General features: G+C 32.2%; 10 protein-coding genes. 7 read left to right on the forward strand and 3 right to left on the reverse strand.

The window, feature by feature from the left end:
• Positions 1–102: 102 nt before the first annotated feature.
• From rpmG to ftsY, 3 genes are all read left to right on the forward strand, one after another.
• A complete protein-coding gene (rpmG, locus tag ACOYLT_RS09415) occupies positions 103–285 on the forward strand; it encodes a 50S ribosomal protein L33 (protein WP_035126304.1) in 183 nt (60 codons plus the stop codon).
• A gap of 47 nt (positions 286–332) precedes the next feature.
• Positions 333–485: a DUF4295 domain-containing protein gene (locus ACOYLT_RS09420; RefSeq protein WP_422853603.1), complete on the forward strand. Its 153-nt coding sequence runs from the start codon at positions 333–335 to the stop codon at positions 483–485.
• A gap of 128 nt (positions 486–613) precedes the next feature.
• The gene (ftsY, locus tag ACOYLT_RS09425; RefSeq protein WP_422853604.1) at positions 614–1,567 is read left to right on the forward strand and encodes a signal recognition particle-docking protein FtsY; all 954 of its coding nucleotides are present in this window, start codon (positions 614–616) and stop codon (positions 1,565–1,567) included.
• Between the two features lie 234 nt (positions 1,568–1,801).
• On the opposite strand, the gene ACOYLT_RS09430 is transcribed toward ftsY, so the two are convergent.
• The gene (locus ACOYLT_RS09430) at positions 1,802–3,220 is read right to left on the reverse strand and encodes a S41 family peptidase (RefSeq protein WP_422853605.1); all 1,419 of its coding nucleotides are present in this window, start codon (positions 3,218–3,220) and stop codon (positions 1,802–1,804) included.
• Between the two features lie 121 nt (positions 3,221–3,341).
• Here ACOYLT_RS09430 and ACOYLT_RS09435 point away from each other — a divergent pair, with 121 nt between their 5' ends.
• The 4 genes from ACOYLT_RS09435 to ACOYLT_RS09450 are packed head-to-tail and all read left to right on the forward strand — an operon-like array spanning position 3,342 to position 5,359.
• The gene (locus ACOYLT_RS09435) at positions 3,342–3,851 is read left to right on the forward strand and encodes an RNA polymerase sigma factor (protein WP_422853606.1); all 510 of its coding nucleotides are present in this window, start codon (positions 3,342–3,344) and stop codon (positions 3,849–3,851) included.
• A complete protein-coding gene (locus ACOYLT_RS09440) occupies positions 3,838–4,284 on the forward strand; it encodes a hypothetical protein (protein ID WP_422853607.1) in 447 nt (148 codons plus the stop codon). The genes ACOYLT_RS09435 and ACOYLT_RS09440 overlap by 14 nt, the downstream gene beginning before the upstream one ends.
• Positions 4,285–4,299: 15 nt before the next feature.
• Positions 4,300–4,821 carry a DUF4252 domain-containing protein gene (locus tag ACOYLT_RS09445; RefSeq protein ID WP_422853608.1) on the forward strand — a complete coding sequence of 174 codons (522 nt, stop codon included), beginning with the start codon at positions 4,300–4,302 and terminating at the stop codon, positions 4,819–4,821.
• A 4-nt stretch (positions 4,822–4,825) separates the two neighbouring features.
• Positions 4,826–5,359 (forward strand): DUF4252 domain-containing protein, encoded by a 534-nt coding sequence (locus ACOYLT_RS09450; protein ID WP_422853609.1) that lies wholly within the window; start codon positions 4,826–4,828, stop codon positions 5,357–5,359.
• Between the two features lie 62 nt (positions 5,360–5,421).
• Here ACOYLT_RS09450 and ACOYLT_RS09455 read toward each other — a convergent pair whose 3' ends face one another.
• Together ACOYLT_RS09455 and ACOYLT_RS09460 are read right to left on the reverse strand one after the other, a co-directional pair.
• The gene (locus ACOYLT_RS09455; RefSeq protein ID WP_422853610.1) at positions 5,422–6,261 is read right to left on the reverse strand and encodes a phytoene/squalene synthase family protein; all 840 of its coding nucleotides are present in this window, start codon (positions 6,259–6,261) and stop codon (positions 5,422–5,424) included.
• A gap of 17 nt (positions 6,262–6,278) precedes the next feature.
• Positions 6,279–7,139: phytoene desaturase family protein (locus tag ACOYLT_RS09460; RefSeq protein ID WP_422853611.1), on the reverse strand; the 861-nt coding region annotated here is incomplete at its 5' end.

Raw genomic sequence — 7,139 nt, forward strand, 5'->3', positions numbered from 1 at the left:
CTACAATTAAAACAATCAACAAAAATGGATTAGCTGCTGTTTTGAAAAAAGCAAGAGTTGAAGGATTTATTAAATAATTCTATCCAATAAAAATAAAGCAAGATGGCAAAGAAAGGTAATAGAATACAAGTTATTTTAGAGTGTACTGAGCACAAAGGAACAGGTCTTCCTGGAACTTCTCGTTACATCACTAACAAAAACAAAAAAAATACTCCAGACAGATTAGAGATTAAAAAATTTAATCCAATCTTAAAGAGAATGACTGTTCATAAAGAAATTAAATAATTTAGAGTTTTACATTTTTTTTGTAAAATTTCAAATACTCAATAATCATGGCAAAGAAAACCGTTGCAACGTTACAAACGACTTCTAAAAGATTGACCAAAGCAATTAAAATGGTTAAGTCACCAAAAACTGGTGCTTACACTTTTGTTGAAAGTATAATGACACCAGAGGAAGTAGATAATTTTCTAAAAAAGAAATAATTATCAAAAACGTATTACATCAAAGCTACTTTCGTTAGAAAGTAGCTTTTTATTTTTATATTTGTCGCTGTTATACAATAAGTAGTAGGTTAAAATCTAATTCTTAATTCCACAATACTAAAATTATAATGAGTTTTTTTAAAAGAATATTTTCCTCAGAAAAGAAAGAAATCTTAGACAAAGGTTTAGAACAAACGAAAACCTCGTTTATCTCTAAACTAACCAAAGCTGTTGCTGGTAAATCAAAGGTAGATGATGAGGTTTTAGATAATTTAGAAGAAGTTCTTGTTTCCTCTGATGTGGGTGTTAATACGACGCTCAAAATCATAGAAAGAATAGAAGCTCGAGTTTCCAACGATAAATACATGGGTACTGATGAATTGAACCAAATTCTTCGTGAAGAAATTGCAGGACTTTTATCAGAAACAAAATCGGGGGAAGAAACTGAGTTTACCATTCCTGCAAATAAAAAACCTTATGTAATAATGGTTGTTGGCGTTAATGGTGTTGGAAAAACTACAACCATTGGGAAGTTAGCAAACCAATTTAAGAAAGTAGGATACAAAGTTGTTCTTGGAGCAGCCGATACTTTTAGAGCAGCCGCTATTGATCAATTACAGATTTGGGCAGATAGAGTAGGTGTACCATTAGTAAAACAACAAATGGGAAGCGATCCAGCATCTGTAGCATTTGATACTTTACAAAGTGCCGTAACTCAAAATGCAGATGTAGTTATTATTGATACAGCAGGTCGTTTGCATAATAAAGCCAATTTAATGGCTGAATTATCCAAAGTAAAACGAGTGATGCAAAAAGTAGTTGCTGATGCACCGCATGATGTATTATTGGTTTTAGATGGTTCTACTGGACAAAATGCTTTTGAGCAAGCTAAACAGTTTACTGCTGCTACAGAAGTATCATGCCTTGCGGTTACTAAGTTAGACGGAACGGCTAAAGGTGGTGTTGTAATAGGTATCTCAGACCAATTTCAAATACCAGTTAAATACATTGGAGTTGGAGAAGGAATTGAAGATTTGCAAGTTTTTAATAAATTTGAATTTGTAGATTCATTTTTTAAATAGAATAACATGAATAAAATTATATCATTTTTTAGAGAATCATCCCCAATAAAATTAATACTAATAATTATCGTTATTTCAGTCATAAGCTGTTTCATTGAAAAACCTTTACCCAATATATTTATGGGTTTAAGGCTTATTGCATTTATACTATTTGTGTACGGAACCATTAGATTTTTAAACAGAAGATAACATATCTTTTGTCAATTTAATTTTATCTCTTTTAAGATTAAATTTTTACTTATTTTCCACAAACATTTCGCTGCGTAACGGATTCTGTAATTTGGCATCGGTAAAGTCTCTGTGAATTATGTTTGGCACTTGTGGGATTTTTTTACCACTGGAAATAATTTGGTTTATGGCAATATTCAGCAAAGGTTCGTTAACTTCTCCCAGTGTACCCATGTTATTGAGGTTTTCGGGCAACAAAATAGTAGGGTTTATTCCAGTTGTATAATCGCCAAAATTATTTTTGTTAACTATCTTCAACACTATGGGTTGCATGGCATATTTGTGGTTGGGGTTTACATTGGTTTTAGCAAATGTAGGCGAATCATAGAGCGTAATTGACCCTACATTTTTACCTGTGGTGATATCACCAATTTGCACAACTTCTACATAAGGTTTCAAGCAGTTAATCACCAACTCGCTGGCAGATGCAGTACCTTTGGTTGTCAAGATGTAGACTTTGTTAAGGTTCAAACCATTTAAACCTCCAATGAATTTGTTTTGCAAAGCACCAGGATTGTTATTCAAATAGTATGATTGCGCTTTGGCATTCCATTGTTGTCTAGCAAAGAGTTGTCCGGTAAATTGTCCGGTTATCATGCTGGCTAATTTCACTGCCGTATTGACAGAACCACCAGAGTTATAACGCAAATCGAGTACTAAATCAGTCACATTTTGTGCTGCCAAATTGCCAATAGTCGCGTTAAGTTGGGTGTCATAATTAGCATAAAATCCGTTATACATTAAGTATCCTATATTGTGTGTGCCTTGTGTAATAACCGTATTTAAATATATAGGATTTTCTGCCAAGGCAGTTTTATTTAAAGTAACTGATTGACCGTTTGGTGTAATAGTGACAAATCCGCTATTGTCGCAACTATAATCCGCTAAGTTAACAGTATAAGTTTCATCATTGCTGAATAGGAGTGATCTATAATTGTCATCTGTCAACGAAATTCCGTTAATCGCATAGAAAATATCACCGCGTTGTATGTCTTTGGAAGCAGCATCAGAATTCGGAATAATGTACCTAACCCACCCATATACATTAGTAGTTGAATTAACATGTTTTAGCCCAAAATCCATTCCGTTGTTCAAAGTGCTTCCGGAAAGCACACCTTCTAAGACGGAATAGTCACTATAGATACCACTAAACCTGTCAGTAGGCGAAGGCACACGCAAGTGATTGAATAAATCTGTTGGATTTGCAAACGTGGTTAAGAAATTGTTTAACTCCGTTTGATTAGCAAATCTGTCGTCATCCAAATCAGTCACATCGTTTTGCCATAGGTAATATAAATTCATTCCTTTCCATACAAAGTCTTTTACTTCAAGAGTACTAGGAACGGCATTGTCATCCATATCAGAACAACCAGAGGGAATGACAGTTAATAATAAGAATAATGAGTAAATCTGAAACTTTTTCATAATTACTTTTAATTTATTAAGTGTAAATTTACTAAGTTTAGATTAATAATTGTATTTTGTTTGTAACAAATAAAACAGTCCCTCGTCTAGCTTATATAACCACTAGTTAAAAGTAGTTTCGATGCATCAAAAAGAGTTTATGCAACTAGTCAATCCGTTTAAGGATAAAATCTTCCGAATAGCTAAACGATTACTCGTGAGCAGTGAAGAAGCTGAAGATGCCACTCAAGAGGTGTTAGTCAAATTGTGGAATAAGAACGAAAGTTTGAATGGGTATAAAAGTATAGAAGCACTGGCGATGACAATGGTAAAGAATTATTCTTTAGACCAATTGAAATCCAAACGAGCTAGCAACATGACAATTGTTCACGACAATTGCACTCACAAGGAAGCAGGTTTGCAAGAAAAATTGGAAGACAAAGACACTTGGAACTGGGTTGAAAAGATTATGAACAACTTGCCCGAACAACAAAAACTAATTGTTCAAATGCGTGATATTGAAGAAATGGAATTTGAGGAGATAGCTAAGGTGTTAGAAATGAATGAGCAAGCCATCAGAACAGCACTCTCAAGAGCAAGAAAAACAATAAGAGAAAGAATGATAAAAATACATCATCATGGAATTGAATAAAATTGAAAAATTATTAGAAAAATACTTTGCTGCAGCGACCACTATAGAAGAAGAAAAAGAGTTAAAAGACTATTTTTCTTCTTCTAATGTTGCCCCAACTTTGGATCAATATAAACCAATATTCGTCTATGCCGTTCAAGCAAAACAAGAACAGTTTATTGCACCTATAACTCTAAAAAACAACAAGCGTTCCAAAATAGTATGGTTATCTATTGCTGCATCTGTAGCAGTTTTATTAGGTTTGGTACTATTAACATTTAACCAATACAATGAACTAGAATCGCAAGATTTAGGCACGATTGATGATCCTAATATTGCTTTTAGAGAAACGCAAAAAGCATTGAATATGATTTCAGAACATGTAAATAAAGGTATAGGAAGTGTAAAATATATTAATGAATACGAACAAACAAAAAACAAAATTTTTAAATAATTAAAATCTAGAAACATGAAAAAATTAATTTTAAGTCTGGTGATAGTTTTAACGACAAACACCTTTTTTGCCCAATCTGTCTTCGATAAATTTGATGGTTTGGATGATGTAACCACAGTAATAGTGAATAAAAAGATGTTCGCCCTGTTAAGTAAAATGGATGTAAAAGATAAAGAAACACAACAATATGTGAACCTTATCAAAAAATTAGACAATCTAAAGGTATTTGTCACACAAAGCGATAAAAGATCTGACGAGATGAAAGCTGTCGCCGATAAGTATATTAAATCATCCGCTTTAGAAGAACTAATGCGTATGAACGAAAAAGGGAAAAGTGTAAAAATCTATGTAAAATCTGGAGCTTCAGATTCGCAAATCAAAGAACTATTAATGTTTGTTGAAGGTGGAGGAAAAGAAGAGTCAGTATTGATGTCTTTAATTGGTAACTTTGATTTGGATGAGCTTTCTGTTTTGACAGACAAGATGAATTTGCCTGGTGGCGATGATTTGAAAAAAGTATCAAAAGGTAAAAAATAAGATGATGAAACTGACTTACCTCATCGCTATTTTGGTTTCATTATTTCTATGGAGTTGTAATAGAGAACCAAGTTTGCAAAAGTATTTTGTGGATAATTCAGAGAATAAAGATTTTGTGGTACTAGATATTTCATCAAGTATTATCAATATAGACAAAACAAAACTCACAATAAAACAAAAGACTGCTCTAGAATCATTTGACAAGATGAATATTTTAGCTTATAAATTAAATAAAAATAATCAAGCTCAGTATGATAAAGAAAGTCAAAAAGTAACTCAAATTCTAAAAGGAAAAGAGTATCAAGAATTGATGAAGATAGGCTCAGGAAAAGATGGTGCTTCGGTAAGTTTTGTTGGTGACGAAAATCATATAGATGAGTTTGTCCTTTTTGCCAAAAAGAAAGAAAATGGTTTTGCTGTAGTTAGAATTTTAGGGAATAATATGAACCCAAATAATATTATGTCAATGCTATCTCTTATTAAAAGTACTAATATAGATATGGCTCAATTGACGCCACTACAAGATTTGGTTAAATGATACTTTTAAAATATTTTAACGGAACAAATTTGCCAAAGTAGAAAACAAGTTACGCTAAGTTTTTACAATAAATTCAATCGATAATTAACATAGCATTTTGCCAGTAAACCAAATTTTTGATAATCAGGAACACGGATTCTAGTGTTTTTGATTTCCATAGAGGGTGTTTTTTTTAGTTTTGATAATAACTTTTTGTAATAAATAAAAGCTGTATAAACGCCAAACTTTGCTTCCAAAGGCAGTTTTAAAATTCCTTCAAAACCAGCATGAAAATCAGCCTCGATTTCTTTGATAATATCGTTTTTAGAATGTTCGTCTAAGCGAGACAAATCAGTATTTGGGAAATATGTTCTATTCAAATCTTCAAAATCAGCTTTTAAATCGCGAAGAAAATTCACTTTTTGAAAAGCAGAACCTAATCGCATAGCGGAGTGTTTTAATTCGTTAAACTTAGTATCATCACCATTTACAAAGACTTTTAAACACATTAATCCTACCACATCAGCCGATCCATAGATATATTCGTTGTATTCATCAAAGGTTTTGTATTCGCTTTTATGTAAATCTAACTTCATACTTTTCATAAAAGCAGCAATCATGCTTTGTGGAATGCTATATTTATGAACCGTATATTGAAAGGAATTCAATATTGGGTTCAAACTAATTTTATTTTCTAAGGCGCTAGCTAAATCTTTTTCAAACATATCAAATAGCACTTCTTTATTATATTCATGAAAAGTATCTACAATTTCATCTGCAAAGCGAACAAAACCATATATATTATAAATGTCTTGGCGGATGCTTGCTGCTAACATTTTTACAGCAGCAGTAAATGAAGTGCTGTAAGATTTAGTAACATTCCTGCTACATTCAAAAGATATGGTGTCAAAAAGTGATTTCATTCTATTGCTCTTAAATTTTAGCTGTGTTTTTTTATTAAATCTGCCACCAGTTTTCCTGATATTAAAGCAGGTGGGACCCCGGGTCCAGGAACGGTTAATTGTCCAGTGAAATATAAATTTTTAACTTTTTTACTCTTTAATTTAGGTCTTAAAAATGCAGTTTGCATTAATGTATTTGCCATTCCGTATGCATTTCCTTTATAGGAGTTATAAACTTCTTCAAAATCAAGTTTGCAAAAAGATTCTTTAAAAATAATATTTTCTTTTATATTTTGTCTAGTTAAAGTCTCAAATCTTGAAATTATTTTTTCAAAATAGGTTTCTCTTAATTCTGGTGTGTCAACAATTCCCGGAGCAAGTGGTATTAAGAAAAAACCAGATTCCATTCCTTCAGGAGCTGCAGTTTTGTCTGTAATAGAAGGAAAATTTGCATAGAATAATGGATTTTCAGGCCATTTTGGTTCATCATAAATGTCTTTAGCGTGTTGGTTGAAATCCACATCAAAAAACAAAGCATGGTGAGAAATATTCTCAATTTTTTTATTGAAACCTACATAAAAAAGGAGGGAAGAAGGCGCAAAAGTTTTGCTTTCCCAATATTTTTCAGAATAAGCTCTATATTCTGGTTCTAATAAAGTTTCAGTGTGATGGTAATCAGCCCCACTCAGTATAATATCTGCATCGATTCTTTTTCCTTTTATTTGTAATCCAACGGCCTTTTTATTTTCTACAATGATTTTCTCAATGTTGGAATTGGTTTCAAATATTACGCCTAATTCCAAAGTTAAATGTTCCATTCCACGAATCACGTCATACATCCCAGTTTTAGGATGCCAAGTTCCCATTCCAAAATCGGCATAATTCATAAAACTATAAAA

The organism is Flavobacterium sp., assembly GCF_049318185.1.
Lineage (GTDB): Bacteria > Bacteroidota > Bacteroidia > Flavobacteriales > Flavobacteriaceae > Flavobacterium.

What these genes read in the sequence shown, in the direction of transcription:
- ACOYLT_RS09435 (WP_422853606.1), top strand. Translation starts at nt 3,342, where the DNA reads ATGCATCAAAAAGAGTTTATGCAACTAGTCAATCCGTTTAAGGATAAA.
- ACOYLT_RS09420 (WP_422853603.1), top strand. Translation starts at nt 333, where the DNA reads ATGGCAAAGAAAACCGTTGCAACGTTACAAACGACTTCTAAAAGATTG.
- ACOYLT_RS09450 (WP_422853609.1), top strand. Translation starts at nt 4,826, where the DNA reads ATGAAACTGACTTACCTCATCGCTATTTTGGTTTCATTATTTCTATGG.
- ACOYLT_RS09445 (WP_422853608.1), top strand. Translation starts at nt 4,300, where the DNA reads ATGAAAAAATTAATTTTAAGTCTGGTGATAGTTTTAACGACAAACACC.
- ftsY (WP_422853604.1), top strand. Translation starts at nt 614, where the DNA reads ATGAGTTTTTTTAAAAGAATATTTTCCTCAGAAAAGAAAGAAATCTTA.
- ACOYLT_RS09455 (WP_422853610.1), bottom strand. Translation starts at nt 6,261, where the DNA reads ATGAAATCACTTTTTGACACCATATCTTTTGAATGTAGCAGGAATGTT.
- ACOYLT_RS09430 (WP_422853605.1), bottom strand. Translation starts at nt 3,220, where the DNA reads ATGAAAAAGTTTCAGATTTACTCATTATTCTTATTATTAACTGTCATT.
- rpmG (WP_035126304.1), top strand. Translation starts at nt 103, where the DNA reads ATGGCAAAGAAAGGTAATAGAATACAAGTTATTTTAGAGTGTACTGAG.
- ACOYLT_RS09440 (WP_422853607.1), top strand. Translation starts at nt 3,838, where the DNA reads ATGGAATTGAATAAAATTGAAAAATTATTAGAAAAATACTTTGCTGCA.